The 25,006-nt window shown below is 72.2% G+C and carries 15 protein-coding genes; 9 read left to right on the forward strand and 6 right to left on the reverse strand.

Annotated elements, in window-relative coordinates:
- The first annotated feature begins 208 nt into the window (after positions 1 to 208).
- Entirely contained in the window at positions 209 to 3,508 is a 3,300-nt protein-coding gene (locus IO36_RS46725) for a hypothetical protein (protein WP_037617386.1), read from the forward strand.
- A 206-nt stretch (positions 3,509 to 3,714) separates the two neighbouring features.
- Positions 3,715 to 4,302 carry a potassium channel family protein gene (locus IO36_RS07165; RefSeq protein ID WP_245173156.1) on the forward strand — a complete coding sequence of 196 codons (588 nt, stop codon included), beginning with the start codon at positions 3,715 to 3,717 and terminating at the stop codon, positions 4,300 to 4,302.
- Positions 4,303 to 4,497: 195 nt separating this feature from the next.
- On the opposite strand, the gene IO36_RS07170 is transcribed toward IO36_RS07165, so the two are convergent.
- Together IO36_RS07170 and IO36_RS07175 are read right to left on the reverse strand one after the other, a co-directional pair.
- Positions 4,498 to 4,824 carry a hypothetical protein gene (locus tag IO36_RS07170; RefSeq protein ID WP_037617390.1) on the reverse strand — a complete coding sequence of 109 codons (327 nt, stop codon included), beginning with the start codon at positions 4,822 to 4,824 and terminating at the stop codon, positions 4,498 to 4,500.
- Between the two features lie 283 nt (positions 4,825 to 5,107).
- Positions 5,108 to 7,495 carry an ATP-binding cassette domain-containing protein gene (locus IO36_RS07175; RefSeq protein WP_037617392.1) on the reverse strand — a complete coding sequence of 796 codons (2,388 nt, stop codon included), beginning with the start codon at positions 7,493 to 7,495 and terminating at the stop codon, positions 5,108 to 5,110.
- A gap of 258 nt (positions 7,496 to 7,753) precedes the next feature.
- Between IO36_RS07175 and nhaA the strand changes: the two genes are divergently transcribed.
- Entirely contained in the window at positions 7,754 to 9,655 is a 1,902-nt protein-coding gene (nhaA, locus tag IO36_RS07180; protein WP_037617394.1) for a Na+/H+ antiporter NhaA, read from the forward strand.
- Positions 9,656 to 9,715: 60 nt separating this feature from the next.
- Here the strand turns inward: nhaA and IO36_RS07185 are convergent, their stop codons facing one another.
- Together IO36_RS07185 and IO36_RS07190 are read right to left on the reverse strand one after the other, a co-directional pair.
- On the reverse strand, positions 9,716 to 10,621 hold the full coding sequence (locus IO36_RS07185) for a GlxA family transcriptional regulator (protein WP_051900113.1): 906 nt from the start codon (positions 10,619 to 10,621) through the stop codon (positions 9,716 to 9,718).
- 10 nt (positions 10,622 to 10,631) lie between these two features.
- Positions 10,632 to 11,231, reverse strand: a complete 600-nt coding sequence (locus tag IO36_RS07190; RefSeq protein ID WP_037617395.1) for a cysteine hydrolase family protein — start codon at positions 11,229 to 11,231, stop codon at positions 10,632 to 10,634.
- A gap of 561 nt (positions 11,232 to 11,792) precedes the next feature.
- Between IO36_RS07190 and IO36_RS07195 the strand changes: the two genes are divergently transcribed.
- The 5 genes from IO36_RS07195 (at position 11,793) to IO36_RS07215 (ending at position 18,990) form a co-directional block, all read left to right on the forward strand.
- The gene (locus IO36_RS07195; protein WP_037617396.1) at positions 11,793 to 12,245 is read left to right on the forward strand and encodes a phospholipase; all 453 of its coding nucleotides are present in this window, start codon (positions 11,793 to 11,795) and stop codon (positions 12,243 to 12,245) included.
- 575 nt (positions 12,246 to 12,820) lie between these two features.
- Positions 12,821 to 13,327 carry a three-helix bundle dimerization domain-containing protein gene (locus IO36_RS07200; protein WP_037617397.1) on the forward strand — a complete coding sequence of 169 codons (507 nt, stop codon included), beginning with the start codon at positions 12,821 to 12,823 and terminating at the stop codon, positions 13,325 to 13,327.
- A gap of 42 nt (positions 13,328 to 13,369) precedes the next feature.
- Positions 13,370 to 14,407 (forward strand): polyphosphate kinase 2 family protein, encoded by a 1,038-nt coding sequence (locus tag IO36_RS07205; RefSeq protein WP_051900114.1) that lies wholly within the window; start codon positions 13,370 to 13,372, stop codon positions 14,405 to 14,407.
- A gap of 57 nt (positions 14,408 to 14,464) precedes the next feature.
- The gene (locus tag IO36_RS07210) at positions 14,465 to 17,188 is read left to right on the forward strand and encodes a cation-translocating P-type ATPase (protein ID WP_037617399.1); all 2,724 of its coding nucleotides are present in this window, start codon (positions 14,465 to 14,467) and stop codon (positions 17,186 to 17,188) included.
- 53 nt (positions 17,189 to 17,241) lie between these two features.
- Complete coding sequence (locus tag IO36_RS07215) at positions 17,242 to 18,990, forward strand: SulP family inorganic anion transporter (RefSeq protein ID WP_425535511.1); 1,749 nt, start codon at positions 17,242 to 17,244, stop codon at positions 18,988 to 18,990.
- Between the two features lie 45 nt (positions 18,991 to 19,035).
- Here IO36_RS07215 and IO36_RS07220 read toward each other — a convergent pair whose 3' ends face one another.
- A complete protein-coding gene (locus tag IO36_RS07220; protein WP_037617401.1) occupies positions 19,036 to 21,528 on the reverse strand; it encodes a SpoIIE family protein phosphatase in 2,493 nt (830 codons plus the stop codon).
- A gap of 248 nt (positions 21,529 to 21,776) precedes the next feature.
- Here IO36_RS07220 and IO36_RS07225 point away from each other — a divergent pair, with 248 nt between their 5' ends.
- A complete protein-coding gene (locus tag IO36_RS07225) occupies positions 21,777 to 23,846 on the forward strand; it encodes a SpoIIE family protein phosphatase (RefSeq protein ID WP_037617405.1) in 2,070 nt (689 codons plus the stop codon).
- A 2-nt stretch (positions 23,847 to 23,848) separates the two neighbouring features.
- Here the strand turns inward: IO36_RS07225 and IO36_RS07230 are convergent, their stop codons facing one another.
- The gene (locus IO36_RS07230) at positions 23,849 to 24,949 is read right to left on the reverse strand and encodes a YihY/virulence factor BrkB family protein (protein ID WP_245173157.1); all 1,101 of its coding nucleotides are present in this window, start codon (positions 24,947 to 24,949) and stop codon (positions 23,849 to 23,851) included.
- Positions 24,950 to 25,006 lie beyond the last annotated feature (57 nt).

Genomic DNA, 25,006 nt, shown 5'->3' on the forward strand with positions numbered 1-25,006 from the left:
GATCGGTCACGACACCCCGCACCGGCCGTGCTCCACGGCCGGCGACGGCGTCGGGCCGCGCCGATTCCCGGGCCTGCCGACAGGCCCCGTTCTCTTCGCCTCCCCGCGAAGAGGAGCCCGCTCCGGCCTTTTCACCACCTTCACATCTGCTCAGCTGTTTTCACCGAGGGAACCGATGCCTGCTTTCTGCCCGCATTGCGGTGGCTCCGTGACCGTCGAGGCGCTCCACTGCGCCTCGTGCGGCCGGCCGACCGCCGCTCCGGCGTCCGCCCCGTCCCCGGCGACGCCGCCGCCCTTTCCCTCATCGCCGCCGGCCGCCCCGGGCGCCGGGCAGACGCCGTCCGCCGCGACGACGGCCCTGACCCGTCTGCTGAAGGGCGACTGGGTCGGGCCCGCCCGCATCGCCGCCCTGCCGGCGGCGCTCCTGTTGCTGCTGTCCCTGATCCTGGCGTCGACCGCCGAGGACGTCCCCTTCGGCGACGCCTTCCCCACGGCACTCGCCGTCGTGCTGTCCGCCCTCGGCGCCCGGCCCGGAATCGAACTGGCAGAGCAGGGCTCGCCGCTGGCCTCGCTGGAACTCTCCTTCGTACCGCTGGGAGTGACGCTGCTGTGGGCGGCGGCCCTGTGGTTCGGCGGCCGCATCTACCTCCGCGGCGCGGCGGCCGCCGGAAAGCACCTCGACACCGGCGAATCCCTGCTGCTCGGCGTGCGCAGCGTGCTGTCGGCCGTGCTCGGGTCGCTCCTGCTCGCCTGGGCGGCCGGTACCTCGGTCGCTCCGGCCCAGTCGGACACCTCCGACACGTCGGCGCCGTACCTGGCGCGTCTGATGCACCTTCCGGACATCGCGCTGTCGGTGACCTGCTCCCCGCTGCGCGCGGCCGGGTGGACCCTGGTGCTGGCGTCCGTGGTGCTGTTCCCCACGCTCTGCCGGACATCGATGTCAACGTGGACCGTCCGCCGGCCGGGCCTCGGTGACTGGCTCCGCGCGGCGCGCGGGGCGGGTCTGGCGCTGGCCGTCCCGGTCGCGCTGGCCGGCGTCGTCGGTGTCGTGTTCCTGGTGTCCGAAGGCGGTTTCTCCGCCCTGATACCCGCGGTGCTGCTCGCCCCGAACCTCGGTACGGCCCTCCTGGCCCTCGGTTCGGGAGCGTCCGTCGACTTCACGAACACGCTCGTCATGACGGACTCCTCCTCGGACCCGGGCGGCGACGGCTCGGACATCGCCGTCTCCCTGTTCGACCTCCACCAACTCGGCGGATGGGTCTGGCTGTCCGTGCTGCTCGGCGTGGTGGCCGCGGTGGTGCTGGGCGCGGGTGTCCTCCGGGAGTCGGCTCGGCCCGCCGCCGCCGTACGCGCGCTGGTGTGCTTCGTCGCGGGCTTCCTGCTGCTGGCGGTGACCACGGGGATCGCCGTCGAGCTGTCGACCTCGTTCGACGACGGGTCGTCCCTGGCCTACGTGTTCGCGATGTTCCTGGACATCTCGCCGACCGACGGCGGTGCGCTGGCGGTCGGACCGTCCGTCCCCGGCGTCCTGCTGGCGGCGACGGTGTGGGCCGCGCTCGGCGCGTTCGGCGTACCGGCGTTGGCCCGCCGGCTCGGGATCGCGCGGATCGAGGACGTCCTCGGGTTCTCGGCCGTCCGCGAGCGGCTGGGGGGCCGGCGCACCTCCGCGTCGACCGCCGTGCCGGTCGCCTTCACGGCCCCCGCTCCCGCCCACGCCCCGACCGTCGCCCCCGTCCCCGTCCCCGTGCCGGTTCCGTCCGTCGTCCCGGCCGCCGTCGCCCCGTCCCTGGAACCGTCGGTGCCGTCGGCGCCGGTGACGGAACCGGAGGCCGCACCGGCTGAGTCGGCCCCTGCCGACGGTGCGGGATCGGCGCCCTCCACTGAGGAGACCGCGGACGAGACGGTGCCCGCCCCTGCCACGGAACCGGCCGGGTCCACCGCACCGACCGACGAACCGGGTCCCGCGGAGGACGAACCGACCGAAGAAACCGACCCGGCGGGTGAGTCGACCGCCTCTGCGGCGAACCCGACCGAAGAAGCCGACCCGGCGGGCCCGGCCACGGAGACCGTCGCTCCGGCAGCCGAACCGGCGGGTGAGTCGACCGCGACGGCCGACGAGCAGGCCGAACCTGTGGCTGAGGCGACCGAACCGGCGGACGAACCGGCCACGTCGGCCGAGGAGCCCGCCGAACCGACGCACGAACCGGCCGCGTCTGCGGACACAGTGGCCGCGTCTGCGGAGACGGTGGCCGCGGCGGCGAACACGGTGGCCGCGTCGGCGGACGAACCCGCCGTCCCCACGGACGAACCGGCCGCTGCGGCGGTCGAACCCGCCGAACCCACCGACGAACCGGCCACGTCGGTCGACAAGGCATCCGCATCGGCGGACGAACCGGCCACTGACGGGGACGAAGTCGCCGTACCCGTGGACCCGTCGGCCGGGCCCGCTCCCACCGCGGTCGGTGCTCCTGCCGACGCCCCGACGGTGACGTCCGACGCCGGGCAGGGTCACCGCGCCGAGGAAGCCGGGACGGAGGCCGCGCCCACCCCGGCGGCCGCTCCCCCCGCGCCCCCGGCCGCCCCCGCCTTCGCCAACCTGCCGACCGGCAGCATGCCGCACCCCGGCATCGCGCACCCGACCCTTCGGGCACCCGCGCACCCTGCTGTCCACGCCTCCGTGCCGGTGCCGCACGGCGTTCACGCCCCCGCGCCGTACGCCGTTCACGCCCCCATGCCGCAGGTCGTTCACGCACCCGTGCCGCACCCCGCACGGCGCAAGATCGGGTGGGGTGTCGTCGTGGTGACGCTCGTGGCGAGCGCCGTCGTCGCCGGGGGCGTCACGGCCGCCGGGGTGTGGCTGACCTCGGACCGGTCGGCCACCTCGTCGCACACCACGCGCGCGACCGAGGATGCCGTCGCCCCGGGCGCCGGCGCCCCCTCCACGTCGTCGACGCCGGCCCCGGCCGCCCCCGTCGACCCGTCCACCGTGCCCTCCGGCTCCGATGTGTCGCCCTCGGCGTCACAGCTGTCGCCCGAGGACATCGCCAACCAGGTACAGAGCCTGCTGGGAGAGAGCGCCCTCCAGCGCGGACGGGTGTCGAAGGCCATCACCACGGGCCAGAACTGCTCGAACGGATCACGGCCGGTCAGGGACGCGCAGAAGGACCTGCTCAAGGTGGCGGGGAAGCGCGACGACCTCGCCCGGCAGGTCGACCTGCTCGCCCCGCAGGCGGACGGCGACCTCGCGGAGGCGCTGGGCGACCTGTCCCGGGCCTGGTCGGCATCGGCCGACGCCGACCGGGGCTACGCCTCCTGGGTGTCGCAGACCGCCGACTGGATCGACGAGTACGGCGTCTACGCGTGCGGGAAGAGTGAGACGCGCACCCTCGCGGACCTGCCCAAGGACCACGACGACGAGGCGAACGAGGCCAAGCGGGACTTCGCCACGCTGTGGAACCCGATCGCCGTGCGGTACGGGCTGACGGAGGTGGAAGCCAAAAGCATCTAGCTGCCGGGGCTCTCACAGGAACAGGCGGCGGCCCGTCGCCCGCGCACGGCGTGGGTGACGCGCCGCCGTCCTTCGTCCCGGAGGGACACCGCCATCCCGGTGACCCGCTGGTGCGCCTCCGGCGCGGAGCAGCCGGAACCGGCGAGGCTGGCGCGACGAGCCGGCACGGTCGTCGCTCGGTTCGTGGCAGAAGGCGGCGGGGCACAGTGGTGGGCAGGGGTTTCTGGCGGCGCCATCGGGAGGCGCTCCGCTCCGCCCTGCGATCGCTGCTGACCTCGGCGGTCCTCGTGACCCTGTACTACCTGCTGCCGCTCGACAAATCCTTCTCCCCGAAGACCGTCTTCACACTCGTCTCGGGCATCGCGGCGGTGGGGGTGCTCCTGTCCTGGCAGATCCGCGAGATCACCCGGGCCAGGCGGCCCGAACTGCGGGCCATGGAGGCGCTGGCGACCAGCGCCCCGCTCTACCTGCTCCTGTTCGCCATCGTCTACTACCTGATGGAGCGCAGCGCGCCGAGCAGCTTCAGTGAGGCGCTGACGCGCACCGACGCCCTCTACTTCACCGTGACCGTCTTCAGCACGGTCGGCTTCGGGGACATCACCGCACGCAGCGAGACGGCCCGGGCGCTGGTCACGGGGCAGATGGCGGTGAACGTGCTGCTGATCGGTGTGGCTGCCCGGCTGCTGGTCTCGGCGGTCCAGCAGGGCAGGCTCCAGCAGGGGGCGTCGCCGCCCGGCGCACCAGGCGTCCCCGGGTCCGGCGCGCCGGGCGGCGCTCCACCGAGCGAGGACTGATCCGGGGTCAGGGTCCCGTCGTGACCGGGGCCCTGGTGCCCCGGCACCGGTCGTCGATGCCGGGGCACCAGGGCCCTGTCCGCCCTGAGGCGCTGTCCGACGATTGCCGTCGGACGGGTTCTAGGGCCTGTCTGACAATTCGCGTCGTCGCCCGGAGGGCGGCCCGCCGGGCAGACGGGAATTGTCAGACGGGCCCTAGCCCTCCGAGTCGATCTCGGCCTCGGCCACCGCGATCGCCATACCGAACGCCCTCGCGATGTTGCCGGCCGCCGTCATGACCCGGGCCGTGCCCACGATGGGCGCGATGGCCACCAGGACGTCCTGCACCTGAGCCATGGTCAGGTCGGCCTGGATGGCGGGGTCGATGTGCGCGAGGTAGGAGATGGGCGGCGCGTCGGAGGCCGCGAGGGCCGCGATACGGGTGAGGAGGAGCTGGTCCGTGGGCAGTTCGCACCGCTCGACCGAGTCGACGGTCATGGCGGCGATGGTGTCGAGGACAGGGGTGTCTGATGCAGTGGTCATGGCTGCCGGTCTCCTGATGCGCGGACGGGGGCGCTGCAGGCGGAGGGAATCGGTGTCCGCCGGCGCCACTGGATGCGTCAACCGTAGGTGCATTTCGGACAGGGCGCGCGCGGAGCCGAGGGGGCCGGAGAGGCCCGCCACGACCGGACGGGCATCCGGCACTCGCCGGTCCCTCGCGCACCGCGCCCGGGACCGGCGAGCCAGGCGCCGGTGAGCTCCCTGACCAGTAACCGCGTGGGACGACGACCGCCCCCGGTCCTCGTCCCACGTGTCGATGGTCCGGTCAGGCTCCGACGTACGCCGCCAGGTGTTCGCCGGTGAGGGTGGAGCGGGCGGCGACCAGGTCGGCGGGGGTGCCCTCGAACACGAGCCGGCCGCCGTCGTGGCCGGCTCCGGGGCCGAGGTCGATGATCCAGTCGGCGTGGGCCATGACCGCCTGGTGGTGCTCGACGACGATGACCGACTTTCCGGAGTCCACGAGCCGGTCGAGCAGGCCGAGCAGCTGCTCGACGTCGGCGAGGTGCAGCCCGGTGGTCGGCTCGTCGAGGACGTACACGCCGCCCTTCTCGGCCATGTGCGTGGCGAGCTTGAGCCGCTGGCGCTCGCCGCCGGACAGCGTGGTGAGGGGCTGTCCGAGCGTGAGGTATCCGAGTCCGACGTCGGCGAGGCGGGTGAGGATGCGCTGCGCGGCCGGGGTGTGCGCCTCGCCGTCGCCGAAGAACTCCGCGGCCTCGTCCACCGACATCGCGAGGACCTCGCTGATGTCACGGCCGCCGAGGTGGTACTCCAGGACCGAGGCGTCGAACCGCTTGCCCTCGCAGTCCTCGCAGGTGGTGGCGACCCCGGCCATCATCGCCAGGTCCGTGTAGATGACGCCGGCGCCGTTGCAGGTGGGGCAGGCTCCCTCGGAGTTGGCGCTGAACAGCGCCGGCTTCACGTCGTTGGCCTTCGCGAAGGCCTTGCGGATCGGGTCGAGCAGACCGGTGTACGTCGCCGGGTTGCTCCGCCGTGACCCGCGGATCGGCGCCTGGTCGACCGAGACGACGCCCTCGTCGGCCGGCACGGACCCGTGCACCAGCGAGCTCTTTCCGGAGCCGGCGACGCCGGTGACGACGACCAGCACGCCGAGCGGGATGTCGACGTCCACGTCCCGCAGGTTGTTCGCCGACGCGCCACGGATCTCCAGCGTGCCGGTGCGCTCGCGCGTGCTCTCCTTGACGTGGGTCCGGTCGTCGAAGTGGCGGCCCGTGACGGTGCCGCCCTTGCGCAGTTCCTCGACGGTGCCCTCGAAGCAGACGGAGCCGCCGCCCGTTCCGGCGCCGGGACCGAGGTCGACGACATGGTCGGCGATGACGATGGTCTCCGGCTTGTGCTCCACGACGAGCACGGTGTTGCCCTTGTCCCGCAGCCGCAGCAGGAGGTCGTTCATCCGCTGGATGTCGTGCGGGTGCAGTCCCGCGGTGGGCTCGTCGAAGACGTACGTGACGTCGGTGAGGGAGGAGCCGAGGTGGCGGATCATCTTGACGCGCTGGGCCTCGCCGCCGGACAGGGTGCCGGCGGGGCGGTCCAGGGCGAGGTAGCCGAGACCGATCTCCACGAACGAGTCGAGGGTCTGCTGGAGCGCGGAGAGCAGGGGCGCGACGGAGGGCTCCTCCAGCTCGCGGACCCATGCGGCGAGGTCGCTGATCTGCATCGCGCAGGCGTCGGCGATGCTGATCCGCTTGATCTTCGACGAGCGGGCGCCCTCGCTGAGCCGGGTGCCCTCGCACTCGGGGCAGGGGGCGAAGGTGACGGCCCGGTCCACGAACGCCCGGATGTGCGCCTGCATCGCCTCCTTGTCCTTGGAGAGCATCGACTTCTGGATCCGCGGGATCAGACCCTCGTAGGTCATGTTGATGCCCGCGATCTTCATACGGGTCGGCTCGTGGTGAAGGAAGTCGTGGAGCTCCCGCTTGGTGTACTTGCGGATCGGCTTGTCCGGGTCGACGAAGCCCGACTCCTTGTAGAGCCGCATGTTCCAGCCGTCCGAGCCGTAGCCGGGGATGGTGATCGCGCCCTCGTTGAGCGACTTGGATTCGTCGTAGAGCTGGGTGAGGTCGATGTCGGAGACCGTGCCACGGCCCTCGCAGCGCGGACACATGCCGCCGGTGCGGTTGAAGCTCGCCTTGACGGCCGTCTTGGCGCCGCGCTCCACGGTGATGGCCCCGCTCGCGCTGACCGAGGGGACGTTGAACGCGTACGCGCTGGGCGGGCCGATGTGCGGCTTGCCGAGTCGGCTGAACAGGATGCGCAGCATCGCGTTGGCGTCGGTGGCGGTGCCGACCGTGGAGCGCGGGTCGGCGCCCATCCGCTGCTGGTCGACGATGATCGCGGTGGTCAGTCCTTCGAGGACGTCGACCTCGGGCCGGGCGAGCGTGGGCATGAAGCCCTGCACGAAGCTGCTGTACGTCTCGTTGATCAGCCGCTGGGACTCGGCGGCGATCGTGTTGAACACCAGGGAGCTCTTGCCCGAGCCGGACACACCGGTGAACACCGTCAGCCGGCGCTTGGGGATCTCGATGCTGACGTCCTTGAGGTTGTTCTCGCGCGCGCCGAGCACACGAATCAGATCGTGGCTGTCGGCACCGTGCGGCGCGGACTGCCGCGTGTCCGTCCTCGTGGCCTTGCTCATCGTGTCTCCATCTGTCGGGCGGGGCCGCCTTCACGCCTCCCGCCGGCATCGCCGGCCCCGTTCCGGCCGGCGTCGCGCGGCCGTCAGGGCGCACCTTGCGCCACGCTAGGCGAAAACAGGCCGCGGGCGCTTCTCGAATCCTGACCTCGTCGGGAAGTGCCGGGTCGGGAGCTCCTGACCTCGTGGGCAAGTGTCGGGTCCCGAGATCCTCACCGCGTGGGGAAGTGTCGGGTCCCGAGCGAGAATCGGAGGGTGACCATGCCTTCCGACGCCTCGCCCATGTCCGGTCGCACCGAGTGCGGTGGCCGCGCCCGCAGCCCGTTGCACGCGTTCCTGCGCACGGAGACCGGCAGCGCGGCCGTGCTGCTCGCCGCCGCCCTGGTGGCGATGGCCTGGGCCAACCTCGGTCCCGGTTCGTACGAGAAGGTGTGGAGCACCGAGCTGTCGGTCCGCCTCGGATCGGGCGGGGTGTCGCTCGACCTGCGCGCGTGGGTGAACAGCGGGCTGATGACGCTGTTCTTCTTCGTCGTCGGTCTCGAGGCGCGCCGCGAGTTCGACCTGGGCGAGCTGCGGGAGCGCCGCCGGGTCACGCTGCCCCTGCTGGCGGGGCTGAGTGGCATGGTGGTCCCGGTGGTCGTGTACCTGGCCGTCACCGCGGGCCACGGTCCGGACGCGCACGGCTGGGGTGCCGCCATGTCGACGGACACGGCCTTCGCGCTGGGCATGCTGGCCGTGTTCGGCTCACGGCTGCCCGGCGCGCTGCGGGTCTTCATGCTCACGATCGCCGTCGTGGACGACTTCCTGGCGCTGGCCGTCGTCGTCCTCGTCTACAGCGACACCATCGAGGTGCCCGCGCTGCTGACGGCGCTGGCCCTGTTCGCGGTCGTCCTGCTGCTGCGGCGCACGATCGGGGCCCGGGTCCCGTCCCTGTACGGGGTGCTGGGCGTGGCGATCTGGGTGGCGCTGCTGAAGTCGGGCATCGACCCGGTGGTGACGGGTCTGGCGATGGGCATGCTGACCTACGCGTACGCGGCCGAGCGCGGCGATCTGGAGCACGCCAGCCGGCTGTTCCGGCGTTTTCGCGAGCAGCCGACGCCGGAGCTGGAGCGCACGGTACGACGCGGTCTCGCCTCGACGCTCTCCCCGAACGAGCGGCTCCAGCAGATGTTCCATCCCTGGACCAGTTATGTGATCGTGCCGCTGTTCGCCCTGGCCAACGCCGGTATCACGCTGAGCGCGGGGCAGCTGGCCGACGCCTTCACCTCGCCGGTGACGCTCGGCATCCTGCTCGGCTACACGGTGGGCAAGCCCGTCGGTGTCATCGCCGGGACCTGGCTCACCACCCGCGCCGCGCGGGGACGGCTGCACCCGCCGGTGGGCTGGGGCGCCATCACCGCGGGCGGCACGCTGGCCGGGGTCGGTTTCACCGTGGCCCTGCTGATCGCGTCGCTGGCCTTCGAGGGCGACCGGCTGGAACAGGCGAAGATCGGCATCCTGGCGGCGGTCGCGGGCTCGTTCCTGCTGACCTGGCTCGTCACCCTGGTGCTCGGTGCCCTGACCGGGCGCTCCCGGGCGCGGGCGCTGCTCGGCACCGGGCAGGCGATCGTCGACCTGAGCGAGCCCGTCGACGTGGAGCGCGACCATGTGCGCGGGCCGCTCGACGCGCCGGTGACCCTCGTCGAGTACGGGGACTTCGAGTGTCCGTACTGCGGTCTGGCCGAGTCCGTGGTGCGCGAGCTGCTCGCCGACTTCGGCGACGTCCGCTATGTGTGGCGGCATCTGCCGCTCAACGACGTGCACCCGAACGCCCAGCTCGCCGCGCAGGCCGCCGAGGCCGCGTCCCGTCAGGACCGCTATTGGGAGATGCACGACCTGCTCATGGGCCACCAGGGCGAGCTGGGCGCGAAGGACCTGTTCCGGTACGCGGCCCGGCTCGGTCTCGACGGCGCCCGGTTCCGCGAGGACCTGCGGGGCGGCCCGGGCGCGGCCCGGATCGCCAGGGACGTGGAGTCGGCCGACCTCAGCGGTGTCTCGGGCACGCCGACGTTCTTCGTCAACGGCCGCCGTCACTACGGCGCCTACGACATCGTCTCGCTGACGGAGGCCGTGCGCGCCGCGCGACAGCGGACGACGCTCACGGGGGCGGGCCAGGAGGGCTGAGGGCCAGTGGCACGGGCGAGCCAAGGGGCTAGGTCCGGTGGCACGGGCGCGCCATGAGGGCTAGGTCCGGTGGCACGGACGCGCCATGAGGGCTAGGTCCGGTGGCACGGACGCGCCATGAGGGCTAGGTCCGGTGGCACGGCTGATGAGATGCTCGGCGCGCTCCAGGCGCAGGGACTGCTGGTAGCGCAGGGGGGTGAGGCCGCCGGTCGCGCGGGCGAAGAGGCGGGTGAGGGTGCGTTCGCTGACGCCGACGGCCGCGGCGAGTTCCGGCAGGGGCACCGGCCCGTCGAAGCGGGCGTCGAGGAGATCCTGGGCGCGGTGCACGGTGTCGTCCAGGTGGGAGCGGTGCCGGAGCATCGCGCTGGCCTGGGGTTCGTGGCCGTTGCGCCGGGCGTAGACCACCATGTCCCGGGCCACCTGCGCGGCCACCGCGGGGCCGTGCCGGGTGGCGATCAGATGCAGGGCGAGGTCGATGCCGCTGGCGATGCCGGCCGAGGTGACGACCCGGTCGTCCTGGGTGTACAGCACGTCGCGGACCACGACCGCCCGGGGATGGCGGCGGGCGAGTTCGTCCTGGACGTCGTGGTGGGTGGTGCACCGGCGGCCGTCGAGCAGCCCGGCCCGGCCGAGCGCGTCGGCGCCGGCGCAGACGCTGGCGACGGTGCCGCCGCGGGCGTGGTGGCCGGCGAGGACCCGCAGGCTCGCCTCGTCGATGGCGGGCCCCTCGGCGAGGGTGAGCGCGCGCCAGCCGGGCACGACGATCAGGTCCTCGGGGCCGAGCTCGGGCCAGTCGAGCCCGGTCACCAGGGGCAGGCCCTGGGCGGTGAGGATCTGCGGCCGCTCGGCGACGTAGCCGAGGGTGTAGGGGTGCCCGAAGTCGGCGGCCGTGGAGAAGACCTGCGCGGGTCCGGCCAGGTCCAGCAGATGGACTCCGGGCACCAGGAAGAAGACGACGTGGCTCACGATCCGGTCATCATGCCCGAGAGGCGGCCGCGGTCTCCAGTGCCTCGACCGTGGCGATGGCGGCGAAGCGTCCGGCCAGGGCGTACTCGGTGCGCTTGACGACGTCCTCGGCGCTCAGGGTGCGGGGGTCGGCCAGCAGGTCCGCCACGCTCTGTCCCTCGGGGGCGTCGCGGTGCGGGATGGGGTTGGTGGCGGTGGCGTCGGTGACGAAGGTGACCCGGTAGCCGAGGTCGCTCGCGACGCGGGCCGTGGTCTCCACGCACTGCTCGGTCCGGATCCCGCAGACGGTGACCTCGCGGACCCCGCGTTCCGTCAGGAGCTGCTGGAGGTTGGTGGTGGTGAAGGCGTTGTGGGAGGTCTTGTGGAGCAGCGGCTCGCCGTCCTCGCGCCGGAGCTCGTCCATGAGCCGGACATGGCCGAGGGCGGGGTCGAAGACGTCGCCGCTGCCGGGCTCGGAGTGCAGCACCCACACGACGGTGTCCCCGGCCCGCCGGGCGAGCCCGACGAGCCGGTCGACCTGCTGGGCGATCTTCGGCTCGGAGATGGTCTCCCACAGCGGGTGGGCACGAAAGGATTCCTGGACATCGATGACGATCAGTGCTCGGGTCATGCCCCCACTCTGACCGCCCCGCCACTCCCCCGGACAGGCCGCATCGGGTCCGGGTCCGGACCGATCCGGTCACACCCGCCGTCGGTCCGGGTGCGCGGGTGCGGGTGCGGGCGGATGCGGGTGCGGGTGCGGGTGCGGGTGCGGGTGCCACCAGCGTTTACCCGATCCCGTCTTCCGGCGCCCGCCCGCGATGGACACATGAACAGGGCAGCCCCACACATGAACACGGGGCGGACAGGGACACGGGCCGGCCATGGACGCATGAACGCGTGAACCCATCAACGCGTGAACCCATGAACGCAGCCCCGCATGAGGCATGAACACCGGTCGAGGAGCAGGGGTGGGGCCAATGGCATGGGATCGGGACACCTGCTGTCCCATGGAACACATCCAGCCATAGACCGTCATGGTGGTCGGGGGCATGAAACATGTCCCCCCAACTCCCGCGAGTTAATTGATTGTTGGGGTCCAGAGACTAGGCAAGAGGGGTCGCGGTGCCGATCATCCATGTCATGAACCTGCAACCCGATCGGCGGGTCGCAGCCTCATGGAGGTGTTGGGATGCACCGAAGACTCGCCACCGGCCTCGCCGCCTCGGCCATGGCCCTCGCAGCCGTCACGGCGACCGCAACAGCCGCAAGCGCGGTCCCCGCGGACAAGGCCCAGGTCCTGTCCAACTTCACCCAGACCAGCGCGTCGAGCTACAACACCTGGGTCGCCGCCCGGGCCAACCAGTCGGCCTGGTCGGCGTACGCCTTCGACTGGTCCACCGACTACTGCTCCACCTCGCCGGACAACCCGTTCGGCTTCCCGTTCGCCACCTCGTGCGCCCGCCACGACTTCGGCTATCGCAACTACAAGGCCGCCGGCACGTTCAGCGCCAACAAGGCGCGCCTCGACAGCGCCCTGTACGCGGATCTGGGCCGGGTCTGCGCCAACTACAGCGGCGCGACGAAGACCACGTGCGACAGCACCGCCTGGACCTACTACCAGGCCGTCAAGGCCCTCGGCTGACGCCCGGGCCGGCCACGGCCGACGCCCTTGGCGACACCCGCGGCCGACGACCCGAGTCCGCCCGCGCACCGGTGTGATCCCGGCCGACCCGCCCCGGCCGAAGCCCGGTGACGGACCGCCCTCCGCGTTCCCTCACGGATGGCCGACCCCGCCCGTCCCACCCCTGGCCCACGCGTACCGCCGCGAGGCACCCCGCACCGCCCGCCCCGCCTCACCCCGTCCTGCCCTCGTCCCCGTGCCGTCCACCGGACCGCCCGGGACCCGGTCATGACCAAGGGCGCGAGCCGGACGGCACGGGCCCTTGTGAGCCGTGCGCGGTACGGACCGCCGTGAGCCGGGGCGGGCGGCGCGGGCGCCCGGGGCCCGCCCCGCCCCGGACCGGCACACCCGGGGCGGGGTGGGCCCCGCGTGCGGCGATCGTCCGTGAGGCGGTTTCGACCGGTCGGATTCAGAATGATGGGGACGGCCTCGTACCCGGCCGTCGAGCCGTCTCGGGGCAGCCGGAGCGTGACCGTTGGCCTTGCGGTCCCGGCCCCTTGAGGCTCGGGACTTGCGAGCGCGCGGGTGGTCGAACGATGAAGACGGACGAACCGGAAGCAGCGGCCGACGAGAGCCGGGCATCACGCGGGGCGAGTCGCGCGCCCGCCCCGCCCGCGAACAGCGCTCCGCCGGGGGACCCGGCGCCCCCCGGGAACACCCGCCACGACGAGGCCGTCGCCCTCGGCCGCCTGACCGCGCGTCTGAAGGCCGCCTACCCCTCCGTCGACCCGGCCGTCGTGGACCAGGTCGTGGACACCGCCCGCGGATCCTTCCGGCAGGCGAAGGTCAGGACCTACGTCCCCATCCTGGTCGAGCGCCGGGTCCGCGCCCTGCTCGCCGGCCTCGACGGGGAAGCGGACGGCACCCCGGGAGGGACCGCCCCCGGCGACACGGGTTCAGCCGCGCCGAGGACGGCCGGGACGGCCGAACGGTCCGCCGAGCGTCCGCGCCGCACTCCCCTGCTGGGCCGGTGGATACCCGCACGGCTGCGCCCGGCCCCCGCGTCCGCGTCCGACCTGGGTGGTGCCGGTGACGGCCCATGACCGTGCGGTGCTCACCATGACAGAAGAAGGGGCGGGGCCGTCATGACGGATGACAGGGCCGAACGCGTCGCACGGCTGATCGCGCCGCTGCGGGTCGAGCCGGGCTCCCGGGTGAACCTGGGCAAGGACTTCGACCCCCGGTACAAGGGCGGTCTGAAGAAGAAGCACGGGGTGGAGCTGCTGCGCACCGGTGTTTCGCTGCTCGCCGAGTACCAGGAACGGCTCGCGGCCCAGGACACGTACGGCGTGCTGCTGTGTCTTCAGGCGCTCGACGCCGGCGGCAAGGACGGAACGATCCGGCACGTCATGAGCGGGGTGAACCCGCAGGGCGTCAAGGTCAGCAGCTTCAAGCAGCCCTCCACCGAGGAGCTCGACCACGACTACCTGTGGCGCTACGCCGCCCGGCTGCCCGCCCGCGGCGACATCGCGATCTTCAACCGTTCGCACTACGAGGAGGTGCTCGTCGTCCGGGTGCACCCGGAGGTCCTCGAACGGCAGCGGCTGCCGAAGGACGTGCGCGGCCCGGACATCTGGGACCGCCGCTACCGGGCGATCAACGACTGGGAGCGCTATCTGACGGACAACGGGTTCAAGGTCGTGAAGGTCTTCCTGAACCTGTCCAAGGAAGAGCAGCGCACCCGGTTCATGAAGCGGCTCGACGTGCCGGAGCGGAACTGGAAGTTCTCCGCCGCCGACGTCCGGGAACGCCGCCGATGGGACGAGTACCAGCACGCGTTCTCCGAGATGCTCACGCACACCAGTACGCCGTGGGCGCCCTGGTACGTCGTGCCGGCGGACCGGAAGTGGTTCGCGCGCATCTCCACCGCGGCGGTACTGGTGCACACGCTCATGGACATCGATCCGGCGTTCCCGGTGCTCGGCAAGGAGGCGCGCAAGGATCTCCGGGCCGCGCGGCGGGAACTGGAGGCCGACGCTCCGAAGGGTGCGCCGGCCGATCCGTACGCGGCCCGGCACCGGGTCCCGGAGGCGGGCGGCAAAGAGCGGAGCGGCGGCCACGGGGCGAAGGGGTCGAAGGTGTCCGGCGGGGCCTCGCGGACCGGGAAGCGCAAGGGCGAGTAGGTCCCTCACGCCGTCCGGGGCACCGGCGGCGGACCGGATCCAGATCGGAGAGCAGAGATGGCGATGCAGTCGAGCGGTCCGAAGGCTCCGGAGCGTGCCGCTCCGGAGCTCTGGTACGCGCGTGATCCGCAGGACGTCGCGTCGGCCTTCGGCGTCGACCCCGCGTCGGGACTCACCGCGGCCCGGGTCGCCGAACTGCTGGCCGAGAACGGGCCGAACGCGCTGCCGGAGGAGAAGGCGAAGCCGGCCTGGCGGCGGTTCGTCGAGCAGTACCGCAGCTATATGCAGGTCGTCCTCCTGGCGGCCGCGGTCGTGTCGCTGGCGATCGCGGAGTGGACCACCGCGATCCTGCTCGTGCTGCTGACCCTGCTGAACGCGGTCGTGGGACTGCGGCAGGAGGGAAAGGCCGAGAGCGCCATGAACGCGCTCCAGTCGATGCTCACCGCGACGGCCCGGGTCCGGCGGGACGGGACGGAGTCGGAGATCCCGGCGGAACAGGTCGTGGTGGGCGACGTCCTGCACATCTCCGCAGGGGACCAGGTCCCGGCGGACGGACGGATCGTCGAGGCCCACGCGCTGCAGATCGACGAGTCGGCGCTCACCGGCGAGAGCGTCCCCGCGTCGAAGGACGCCCTGACCCTGCCGAAGGTCCTGCTGGGTCCCGGGGACCAGTCGAACATGGCGTTCATGCACACCCCGGTCACCCACGGCAGCGGTCTCGTGATCGTGACCGGGACGGGTGAGGGCACCGAGCTGGGCAAGATCTCGGAGATGCTGTCGGCGACCGAGAAGGAGGAGGCGCCGCTCACCAGGGAACTCGACACGCTGACGCTGTGGATCACGGCCGCCGCGGGCCTGACCATGATCGTGATGTTCGCGCTCGGGTACCGCCGCGACCAGGCGTGGGACGCCCTGTTCGTCAGCGCGGTCTCGCTGGCCATCGCCGCCATCCCCGAGGCCCTGCCCACGGTGACCCAGGCGATCCTGTCCGTCGGCAGCCTCAACCTCGCGAAGCGCAACGCCATCGTGAAGGAGCTGCCGTCCGTCGAGACCCTGGCGTTCACCTCGGCGATCAACTCGGACAAGACCGGCACCCTGACCATGAACCAGATGACGGCCGTCGAGGTGGTCACCACCACCGACCGCTACACCGTCTCGGGCACGGGGTACGGCCTCGATGGGCGGATCCACCACGCGGCGGGCTCCTCCGCGGGCATCGAGGAGGCGATCCTCCCGTACCTCGTCGCGAACGACGGGAAGCTGGTGGACGGCGAGGTCGTGGGCGATCCGACCGAGGGCGCGTTCCTGGTGCTGGCCCACAAGGCCGGCCTGGACATCGAGGCCACCCGCGAGCGGTTGCCCCGGCTCGCCACGCTGCCCTTCGACCCGACGTACAAGCTGATGGCCACCTTCAACTCCACCGTGGACGCCGGCGGGCGTCCGGTGGTGCGCTGCTTCGTCAAGGGCGCGGCCCCGGCGGTGCAGGCCCGCGCGACGACCGCGCTCTCGGGCGACACGACCGTCCCGTGGGACACGGAGCTGAACAGCCGGGCCGACGCGCAGGGCGAGCGCATGGGCGGGGAGGGGCGCCGGGTGATGGCGGCGGCCACCCGCGACCTGGACCCGGCCGACTTCGACCCGGGCGGCGACCTGCTCGGCTATGTCGTCGGGCTGCGGATGACGAGTCTGGTCGGGATGGTCGACCCGCCGCGCGAGGAGTCCAAGCAGGCCGTGGCCAGCGCCCAGGCCGCCCACATCCGGGTCCGCATGGTGACCGGGGACGACGTCACCACGGGTGCCGCGATCGCACGGCAGCTGGGGATTCCGGGCGAGGCGGTCCTCGGCGCCGACTTCGCCGCGCTGTCGGAGAGCGAGCGGCTGGAGCGGATCGACGGCATCGGCGTGGTGGGACGGGTCGCACCCGAGCACAAGGTGCTGCTCGCGGACACGCTGAAGAAGAAGGGCGCCGTCGTCGCGATGACCGGCGACGGGGTCAACGACGCCCCGGCCATCAAGGCCGCCGACATCGGCATCGCCATGGGCAGCGGTACGGACGTGGCGAAGAACGCGGCCCGGATGATCCTGTCCGACGACAACTTCACGACGATCGTGTACGCGGTGGAGCAGGGCCGCAAGCTCTACGACAACCTGACCAAGTACATCCGTTTCGTGCTGCTGTTGCTGGTCACCTTCGTCCTGACGTTCCTCGGGGCGACCATCTTCAACATCGCGGCCGGTGAACCCTTCACCCCGCCGCAGGTGCTGTGGATCCACTTCGTGGTCAACGCCTCGTTCGGCTTCGCGCTCGGCTTCGACCAGGAGAGCGTGGGGCTGATGCAGCGCCGGCCGCGTCCCCGGGGCGAGTCGGTGCTGACCCGGCCCGTGATGGTGACGGTCGGTCTCAGCGGACTGGCGATCACTCTGATCCTGCTCGGGCTGATCAAACTGGGCGAGTCCCGCTACGACAGTGTCGGCATCGGCAGTTCGATCGCGTTCACGGCGTTCGCGCTCTGTCTGATCGTGGCCGCGTTCGAATGCCGCAGCGAGACGGAGTCGGTGCTGTCCGCGAGCACCTTCGACAGCAAGCAGATGAACTGGACGGCGCTCGCGCAGTTCGTCCTCGCGGTCGCGGTGACGCAGTTGGACGGTTTCCGCCGCATCCTCGGCACCACCGAGATCGACGCGCGGCAGTTCGGCTGGGCGCTGCTGTCCGCCGTCGCTCTCCTGGTCGTGTGGGAGGTGGGTAAGCTCCTGGCCCGCAGGGCGCGGCGCACCGACTGACCGCGCGGGCCCCCTGTCCCCGAGCCCGCCGGCACGATCCGAAGGACTGGCCCGTGTCGAAGCACCACGGCATCCCGCACGGAGGGTGGCGGCCCCCTGTGCCGGCGCTGCCCGGCCTCCCGGTGCTCCGGCACTACCGGCGGACCTGGCTGCGCGGCGACCTGCTGGCCGGGGTGACGGTGGCGGCCTATCTGGTGCCTCAGGTCATGGCGTACGCCAGTGTCGCGGGGCTCCCGCCCGTGGTGGGCCTGTGGGCGATCCTGCCCGCCATCGTGCTGTACGCCCTGCTGGGATCGTCCCGGCTGCTGTCGGTGGGGCCGGAGTCGACGACGGCGCTGATGACGGCGACGGTCGTCGGGCCGCTCGCGGGCGGCGATCCGGAGCGGTACGCGGTACTGGCCTCGGCGCTCGCGGTCGCCGTCGGACTGATGTGTCTGGTCGCCTGGGCGGCCCGGCTCGGGTTCGTCGCCGATCTGCTGTCCCGGCCCGTGCTGATCGGATATCTGGCGGGCGTGGCACTGATCATGATGGTGGATCAGCTCACGAAGCTCACCGGTGTCCCGACGGACGGTGAGGAGTTCTTCCCGAAGCTGTTCTCCTTCCTCGGGAACCTGGACGAGATCCATCCGGCCACGGTGACCTTCAGCGCGGCGACGCTGGCCGTCCTGTACGTGGCCACGCGGTTCCGCTGGCGGGTCCCGGGGCCGCTGCTGGTCCTGGTCGCCGGTACGGCCGTGTCCGCGGCCTTCGACCTGAAGGACCACGGTCTCGCGGTGATCGGGAAGATCCCGGCCGGGCTCCCCCGCCCCGACTTCCCCCCGCTCGACACCCTGCCGCAACTGCTGCTGCCCGCCGTCGGGGTGCTGCTCGTGGCGTACACCGACTTCATCCTCACCGCGCGCGCCTTCACCACCGAGGACGGCGGCACGGCGATGGACGCCAACCAGGAGCTGCTGGCGCTGGGCGCCGCGAACCTCGGGGCCGGCACGCTCCAGGGGTTCCCGGTGAGCAGCAGCGCCAGCCGTACGGCCCTCGCGCAGTCCACGGGCGCGCGCACCCAGGCGTACGGGCTCACGGCCGGGCTGTCCGTGCTGGCGGTGCTGCTGTTCCTGAGTCCCCTGCTCACCGACACGCCGTCGGCCGTCCTCGGCGCGCTGGTGGTCTACGCGGCGATCCGGATGATCGACCTGGCCGGCTTCCGGCGGCTGGCGTCCTTCCGGCTCCGGGAACTCCTGCTGGCCGTCGGCTGTCTGATCGGCGTCCTCGCCCTCGACATCCTCTACGGGGTGCTGGTGGCCGTGGGTCTGTCGGTCGCGGAGCTGCTGAGCCGGGTGGCGCGCCCGCACGACGCGGTCCAGGGGCTGGTTCCGGGCCTGGCGGGCATGCACGACGTCGACGACTTCCCGGACGCCCGGGTGATCCCGGGTCTGCTGGTCTACCGCTACGACTCCCCGCTGTTCTTCGCCAACGCGGAGGACTTCCGGCGCAGCGCCCTCCTCGCGGTGGACGAACAGGCGGTCCCGGTCCGGTGGTTCGTGCTCAACGCGGAGGCCAACGTGGAGGTGGACATCACCGCGCTGGACTCGCTGGACGAGCTGCGGCGCCAACTCGGCGAGCGGGGAGTCGAGTTCGGGATGGCTCGGGTGAAACAGGATCTGCGCGACGACCTGGACGCCTACGGGCTGAGCGAGTCCGTGGGCGAGGACCGGATCTTCCCCACGCTGCCCACGGCGGTCGCCGCGTTCCGTTCCTGGTGCCGCGAGCACGGCGTCGATCCGGGTGACGAGGACGGCCCGGACTGAGCGCCACCGCTGGTGACGAGGACGGCCCGGACTGAGCGGCACCGCTCAGGGAATCTCCTGCTCGGCCCAGATGATCTTTCCCTCCGCCGTGTAGCGGGCGCCCCAGCGGTGGGCGAGCTGGGCCACCAGGAACAGGCCCCGGCCGCCCTCGTCCGTGCTCCGGGCGTGCCGCAGCCGCGGGGCGGTGCTGCTGGCGTCGGACACCTCGCAGGTCAGCCGGGTGTCGCAGAGCAGCCTCAGCCGGATCGGCGGGACGCCGTAGCGGATGGCGTTGGTGACGAGTTCGCTGACGATGAGTTCGGTGGTCATCGTGAGGTCCCCGAGTCCCCATCCCTCGATGGCGCCGGTGGCGCGGGCGCGCATCGCGGAGACAGCAGCCGGGTCCACCGGGACCTCCCAGGAGACGACGTGGTCGTCGCCGAGCGTGTGGGTGCGGGCCAGGAGCAGGGCGATGTCGTCGGGCTGGGGAACGGGGACCAACTGCCGTACCGCGTCCGAGCAGAGCGCGTCGAGGTCGGGGTCCGGCCGGGCCAGCAGGTCCCCGAGTTGGGCCATGCCGAGTTCCATGTCGTAGTGCGCCCCCGCCACGAGACCGTCCGTGTAGAGGCCGATCAGGGTGTTCTCGTCGAGCTCGACCTCCCGGCTCTCGAAGGCCATCCCGCCGAGGCCGAGCGGGGGCCCGGCGGGCAGTTCCGGATAGGAGAACCGTCCGTCGGGGCCGACGAGCACGGGCGGCGGGTGTCCGGCCCTGGCCATCGTGCAGCGCCTGGTGACGGGATCGTAGACGACGTAGAGACAGGTCGCTCCGAGGAAGGACGCGGTCGTGTTCCGGTCGGCCTCCTGCTCCGGGGTGCTCCGGCCGGCCCGCTGTTCCTGGGTGCGTTCCTCGCTGAGCCGGAGCACCAGGTCGTCGAGGTGGGCGAGCAGTTCGTCGGGGGGCAGTTCCATGTCGGCGAGGGTCTGCACCGCGGTGCGCAGCCGGCCCATGGTGGCCGCCGCGGTGATGCCGTGGCCGACCACGTCGCCGACGACCAGGCCGACCCGGGCCCCGGACAACGGGATGACGTCGAACCAGTCGCCGCCGACCCCGCCGCTCGGGTCCGCCGGCAGATACGAGGAGGCCACCTCCAGGGCCGTCCCGCCCGACAGGGCATGGGGCAGCAGGCTGCGCTGCAGGGTGACCGCCGCGGTGTGTTCCCGGGTGTAGCGGCGGGCGTTGTCGACGCACAGCGCCGCGCGGGCCACCACCTCGCGGGCCAGCAGGACGTCGTCGGGCTGGAAGGAGACCGGGTTGAGCGAGCGCAGGAACGTGGTGAGCCCGAGGGCGGTGTTGCGCGCCCGCATGGGCACGGAGATGAGGGAGTGCAGCCCGTACCGGCGGATGCTGGCCGCGCGCGCGGGCTCCTCGGCGAGCCACAGGTCGTCGTCCGGGTCGAGGACCTGGATGAGGACCGGTTCGCCGCTGGTGAGCAGGTGCACGTCGTGGGGCGGCGGCAGGAAGTCGGCCCGGTCGCCGACCCGGGCCACCGCCTCCGGGCACCCCTCCCGCACCGACCTCATGCCCGCGCGCCGCATGACCGGCTTGGCGGGGGCGGGGCCCGCGTCCGACAGCCAGGCTCCGTGTCCCTCGGTGCTGAGGACGGATTCCAGGAGGTCGACGATGACGAAGTCGGCGAACCGGGGAACGGCGAAGTCGGCGATCTCCTGGGCCGTGCGCATGACGTCGAGGGTCCCGCCGATGGTGGTCCCGGCCTCGTTGACCAGTGACAGGAGCTGCCGGGCGTTCCAGCGCTCGGTGACGTCCAGGACCATGTAGCACACGCCGGTGTAGGAGTTGTCGACGCCGAGCAGCGGGAAGAACGAGGAGGAGTAGGCGTGCCTGCGGTGCGGGTCGGCCCAGCTCCAGCCCAGGTACTCGTAGTCGATCATCGGTTCGCCGGTCGCGAGGACCTTGCGCATGAGTCCCTCGATGGTCTCCGCCTGGAGTCCCGGCAGCAGGTCGGTCAGACGTCGCCCGAGCCGCTGTCCCCGGGGCACCCCGCCCAGGTGCTCCAGGGTGTCGTTCATCCAGACGTAGCGCAGCTGGAGGTCGAGCACCGCCATGCCGACCGGCGAGCGGGTCAGGAAGCCGTCGAGGAAGGCCGGGCCCACCGTCCACTGGCGTGAGCGGTCGCGGGCCGAGATCAGGAAGCACTCGCTCCCGCCCATGCGGAAGGAGGCGGAGACGCGCAGGTCCGCGTCGACGCGGCGGCCGTCGCGGTGCCGCAGGGGGATGTGGCCGCTCCACCCCATGCCGCCGCGGCAGCGTTCGGCGACCGCCGCCACCCGTGACGGGTCCCGGGGGATCGCGAGCAGACGCGCGGCCGAGGTGCCGACCATCTCGGCCGCGGGATGGCCGAGGAGCGCTTCGGCGCCCTTGGTCCAGCCGGTCACCACCCCGTCGCCGGACACCACCGCCGCGGCGTCCGTGGACGCGTCAAGGGGATCGCCCGGTCCTTCGGACACGGGCGCGTCGGAACCTTCCTGCGAAGAAACCATGAAGCTCTCATCCTCTACACGACCATGTTCCTGCTTGTCCGTCCGATGCGCAGGCCCGGCGGGCGATCACCCCCGCGACGCCGCCCCGCCGCACCCCGACCTCTGTACCCGGACATGCCAAGGAGGCCGCTGGAGTGGGCAAGCCCGGGGGCAGGGCGCAGCATGGAAGGGCCGGGTTCGGCACCCACGTGCCCGGCGGCGGCCACGCAGCCCGGCACACCGCGCCGGCCGGTGGAGGAGGGCCAGGGATGAAAGCCGAGTCCACGCAGTCCGACATTGCGGGCAGCCATGAAACCGGGACGTCCCGGCCGACCGGACTGCTGGACGTCCTGCGGGTGGGCGCGCTGGTGCTCGACGCCGACGGACGCATCGTGTTCTGGACCCCGCAGGCCGAGGAGCTCATCGGGTACACGGCGGAGGAGGCCCTCGGCAAGTACGCGGCGCGGCTGATCATCCATCCCGAGAACCTGCAGTCCGTCACCGAGCTGTTCACCGACGTGCTGGAGACGGGGCGCAGCTGGGCGGGCGCGTTCCCCATCCGGCACAAGGACGGCAGCACCCGGCTCATGGAGTTCCGCAACATGCGGCTCCTGGACGACCTCGGGGACGTCTACGCCCTGGGCATCGCGGCCGACCACACCCTGCTCCAGCGGGTCGAGACCGATCTGGCCCTCTCCGAGCAGCTGATCAACCAGTCCCCCATCGGGCTGGCCCTGCTCGACCCCGACCTGCGCTATCTCATGGTCAATCCGGCGCTGGAGCGGATCGACGGCATCCCCGCCGAGGACCACGTCGGCCGGCATCTGCGGGAGACGCTGCCCTTCCCGGACGTGGACACCGTCGAGTCGGCGCTGCGGCAGGTGCTCACGACCGGCACCCCGCTGCTCGACCAGTACCACGTGGGCCGCCCGCCGGCCGATCCCGAGCACGAACACGCCTGGTCGCTGTCCTTCTACCGGCTCGCGGACCCGGGCGGACGCGTCCTGGGGGCGGCCACCTCGGTCGTCGACGTCACCGAACGCCATCGCGCGGCGGCCGAGGCCGACCGGGCGCGGCGCCGCCTGGCGCTCGTGGCCAGCGCCTCCACCCGCGTCGGCACCAGCCTGGAGGTGGAGCAGACCGCGAGAGAGCTGGCCGACATCGCCACCCCCGAACTGGCCGACGTGGTCGCGGTGGACGTCCTCGACTCCGTCCTGGCGCTGCGCCGCAAGCGCCGTCCGGACAACGGCCCGGAGTTCTTCCGGGCCCTCGCCCTGAAGGCCTCGCACCCGACCGTGGCCCTGCGTGCCGCGGACCATCCCGGCGACCTGGCGACATACGACGGCGACCGGCTGGTGACCCTGTGCGTCCACACCGGCCGGCCGGTCCTGGTGCGGCACGTCGGCGAACGGGACCTGCCGCGCATCGCCCGTGACGCCGAGGGAACGGCCCTGCTGGCGCAGGCCGGGGTCCACTCCTATCTCGCGGTGCCGCTGATCGCGCACGGCGAGGTGCTCGGCGCCCTCGACCTCAAGCGCACCCGCAACCCCCTGCCCTTCGACGAGGACGACGTGGTGCTCGCGGGCGAGCTGGCCACCCGCGCCGCCGTCGCCATCGACAACGCCCGCTGGTTCCAGAGCGTGCGCAACACGGCCGTCACGCTCCAGCGCAGTCTGCTGCCCGAGCATCCCCCGCACCTGACCGGCCTCGAGGTCGCGTCCCGCTACCAGCCGGCCCAGTCCACCAGCGAGGTCGGCGGCGACTGGTACGACGTGATCCCGCTGGCGGGCGACCGGACGGCGCTGGTCGTGGGCGACGTCATGGGCAACGGCATCGACGCCGCCGCCACCATGGGCCGGCTCCGCACGGCCACCTGCGCCTACGCCGACCTGGACCTGGACCCGGGCCAGGTGCTCCACCACCTCGACAAGATCACGTGCGATCTGGAGCACTACATCGTGACGTGCCTGTACGCCGTGTACGACCCCCACAGCAGACAGTGCCGTATCGCCAACGCCGGACACATGCCGCCCGCGCTGGTGCGTTCCGGCGCCGCTCCGGAGCTCCTGGAGCTGCCCTCGGGCGCCCCGCTCGGGGTGGGCGGCGTGTCCTTCGAGACCACCACGGTCGGACTCGACCCCGGCGATCTGCTCGTGCTCTACACGGACGGTCTCGTGGAGACCCGGCTGCACGCCATCGACGACCGGCTCAACGTCCTCCTCGGCTTCCTCGACGACGCGGACCGGCCCCTGGAGGAGATCTGCGACCTCCTCCTGTACGGGCTGCGCAACTCCGACGACCACGACGACGTCGCGCTGCTCATCGCCCGCGCGACCTAGCCCTACAGCCCAACCGGACCGTCCTCGGGGTCGTCCTTCGGCACGTCCCCGGGGTCCTCCTTCGCGGCCTTCGCACCCTTCGCCTTCCCGTTCTTCGCGTCCTTGGCGCGCCGGCGGGAGGAGACCTGGTCGCGGGTGGTGCGCCAGCGGGACCTGGCCTGTTCGACCACGCTGTCCCACTCGCGGCGGACCTCGTCGTCGGAGGGACGGTCACCGGCGCGGATCCGGACGAGTTCGTCGCGCATCTCGCGTCCGAGGGCGGCCGACGCGACGATCACGAACATCGCCGCGAAGAGCGCCGAGATCATCGCGAAGACGGCACCGATGGCCCCGTAGCGCCCGGCGTAGGAGTTGAACAGGCGCGGCAGATAGACGGCCGCGCCCACCGAGTAGAGCGCGGTCAGCACACCCGCGGTGACGGCGAAGGGCAGCAGGTCGCGCCAGGGGATCCGCTTCGCGGACAGCGCCCAGCCGCTCCACACGAGGAAGGCGACGCTCACCGGGATCTCGCAGGCGGAGGCCACCACCTCCAGCTTGCCCCCGCCGAGCAGCGCGTGGAGCCAGCCGGTGACGACCGCGTAGCCGCCGAGTCCGAGGATCCACCACAGTCCGTTCCGGGTGTTGCGGACGCTCAGCGGGGTCAGTTCCCAGGTCTGTTCGAACAGCCGCTGCGAGGCGCGCGCGAAGCTGAGGACGGAGATGATCAGGAACAGGCTCCCGAAGACGCCCACTCCGGCACTGGCGCTCTCCGCCGGGTCCAGGAGCGACTTGACCGCCTCGGCGCCCTGGCCGGTGAGGCCGTAGCGCTGGATGATCCGGTCGGCGGCGTCGTAGTTCGAGAAGCTGCTCAGCAGGGCGCCGATGAGGATCGTGAGCGGGATGAGCGCGGTGAGCGCGCTGGAGGCCAGGGCCATCGAGCGGTCGAAGCCCACGATCTTCTGGAACCTGTTGACGACCCGCAGCGCGAAGGCGGGACGCAGCCAGAACGTCAGCGTCCGGACGAGGCGCTCGCGATTGATCCCCGCCGTGCTGTCCTCCGTCTCCTCGGGCCCGCCATGGCGCTGCGAGCGTAACGGACGGTCCCGGGCCGCCGCGGACGACACGGCCGGGCCACGACGCCTTCGGGTACGAGCGGAGCGCGCGCCGGCCGGGAGGTCGCG

It is taken from the genome of Streptomyces aureus (assembly GCF_000725495.1).
Taxonomy (GTDB): domain Bacteria; phylum Actinomycetota; class Actinomycetes; order Streptomycetales; family Streptomycetaceae; genus Streptomyces; species Streptomyces aureus_B.